Source organism: Polyangium jinanense (assembly GCF_028435265.1).
In the GTDB taxonomy this organism is placed as follows: Bacteria; Myxococcota_A; Polyangia; order Polyangiales; family Polyangiaceae; genus Polyangium; species Polyangium jinanense.
In genome coordinates, this window is record NZ_JAGTJK010000044.1 from 91,237 (window position 1) to 93,484 (window position 2,248).

2 protein-coding genes are annotated in these 2,248 nt (G+C 67.7%); one reads left to right on the forward strand and one right to left on the reverse strand.

The window, feature by feature from the left end:
• Positions 1 to 339: 339 nt before the first annotated feature.
• The gene (locus tag KEG38_RS42500) at positions 340 to 1,539 is read left to right on the forward strand and encodes a cytochrome P450 (protein ID WP_272426433.1); all 1,200 of its coding nucleotides are present in this window, start codon (positions 340 to 342) and stop codon (positions 1,537 to 1,539) included.
• Here KEG38_RS42500 and KEG38_RS42505 read toward each other — a convergent pair whose 3' ends face one another.
• A complete protein-coding gene (locus KEG38_RS42505) occupies positions 1,540 to 2,130 on the reverse strand; it encodes a GNAT family N-acetyltransferase (protein ID WP_272426430.1) in 591 nt (196 codons plus the stop codon).
• Between the last annotated feature and the right edge of the window lie 118 nt (positions 2,131 to 2,248).

The window sequence follows — 2,248 nt, forward strand, 5'->3', positions numbered from 1 at the left end:
AGGTCGGTGGCAAGATCATGGAGGTGCGTTCCACGATGGCGACGGGCACGTTGCCTGTTGAATCGTCAACGCCGCGGTCTTGATGGGCAGGGTCGTCGCGGGTCTTGACCTGGCCTGTTCGATGAACTGCGCATCGCGCAGTTCATCGACCCCGGGTCCAGCGCTTGCGCAGGCCCCGGGTCCAGGGGCGGATAGCCCCGGTGGGGCCTGGGGCAAAGCCCCAGCGCAGCGCCTCCCAAGAGGCGGCACCGTAGCCGAATACGTCGATTCCCCGACTTCGATCCAGGATCCTCGTCGGCGCACGGCCCTCGAAAACCCGTTTATACCGGGCCTTGGCCGATCATGCTGGACCTGTTCACCGATGACACGCGCCGCAATCCATTTTCCTTGTACGCAGAGATGCGCGCGAAGGCGCCGGTGCTCCACGTCCCGCCGCTCGACCTGTGGATGATCTTCGACTACGAGGGCGTCAAGCGCGCGCTCCACGATCACGACACGTGGAGCTCCATCGTCACCACGCAGACCGGGCCGACCCCCGATTGGCTCGTCTTCTCGGATCCGCCGCGACACACGTTGCTCCGGAACATCATCCAGCGCGCGTTCACTCCGCGCTCGATCGCGAACCTCGAGCCCCGCATCCGCGAGCTCTCGCGCGAGCTCGTCGACGGGGTGATCGAGCGGGGCGAGATGGATCTCGTGAAGGACTACGCCGAGCCCCTGCCGACGATGGTGATCGCGGAGATGATCGGCATTCCGGTCGCCGATCGGCCGCGCTTCGTGCGCTGGAGCGAGATCATCCTGAACCTCAGCTACACCATGTCGGGCGGCGAGGCTGCGACGCGCGCGGTCGCGGAGCACGCCGCGCTCAAGGAGGAGATGCACGCCTACGTCGACGACCTCTGCACGGCGCGGAAAAAGGCGCCGAAGGGCGATCTCTTGACGCGGCTCGTGGAGGCGGAGGTGGACGGGGAACGATTGACGGGCGAGGAGATCCTCGGCTTCTTCCAGCTCCTGCTCGTGGCCGGCACCGAGACGACCACGAACCTCCTCGGCAATACGATCCTCTCGTTCTTCGAGCACCCCGACGAGCTTGCGCGCCTCGAGGCCGATCCCGCGCGCCTCTTGCCCACGACGATCGAGGAGGTTTTGAGGTACCGCACGCCCGTGTCGATGGTGTTCCGCGCGGCGAAGCGCGACGTGATGATCCACGGACAGACGATCCCGGCCGGGAAGTTCGTGCTCTTGCTGATGGGCTCCGCGAACCGGGATCCGAAGCAGTTCCAGGACCCCGACACCTTCGACGTCGGCCGCGACCCGAACCCGCACATCGCCTTCGGCCACGGGATCCACTTCTGCCTCGGCGCCTCGTTGTCCCGGCTCGAAGCGAAGGTCGCGATCCCGGATCTTCTCTCGCGCCTGCGCGGCCTCGCGCCCGCGAGCGATGCGCCATGGCAGCCCCGCAAGGCGCTCCACGTGCACGGCCCGGCGCGCTTGCCCGTGCGCTTCGAGCCGGGCAAACAGCTCGCCGTGGCGATCTGATCAGCCGCCGAGCCTCGCGACGAGCCGCTCTTTCACGGCAGGCCACTCGTCGTCGATGATGCTGAACATCACCGTATCGCGGAGGAAGTCGCCGCGCGTCTTCTGGTACTTGCGCAGCACACCCTCGCGCACGCCGCCGATGCGCGCGATCGCGGCCTGCGATTGCAGATTCCGCGCGTCGGTCTTGAGCTGCACGCGCGCGGCGCCGAGCACCTCGAACGCGTGTCGCAAGAGGAGGAACTTCGCCTCCGTGTTGATCGCCGTGCGTTGCCAGCGCTTGCCGATCCAGGTCCAGCCGATCTCGAGACCACGATCGGTCCGGCTGATGTTGAGGTACCGCGTCGCGCCGCAAGCGCGCCCATCCGCGAGGCTGACCTGCACGAACGCGACCTGCCCACCGGAGGCCTGCGCGTCCAGCGCCGATCTGATGTGCGTCTCCATCGCTTCGAGCGAGAGCGGCGGCTCGATCGACATCCACTGCCAGATGGACGCGTCCTCCGCGAGCGCAGCGAGCAACGCAGGCGCATGCGCAAGCGTGAGGGGCTCCAGGCGGACGTGGCGTCCTTCGAGGGGAATGGGTCGCGGATCCATGCCGCCTTGTACCGCGCGGGGCGTTGCCCCGCACCCCAGAAGGGGGCTGTCCGCCCCCTTCACCCCGGACCAGGCACGGCCTGGACCGAGGGCCGAGAAACCGCGCGATGCGCGGTTT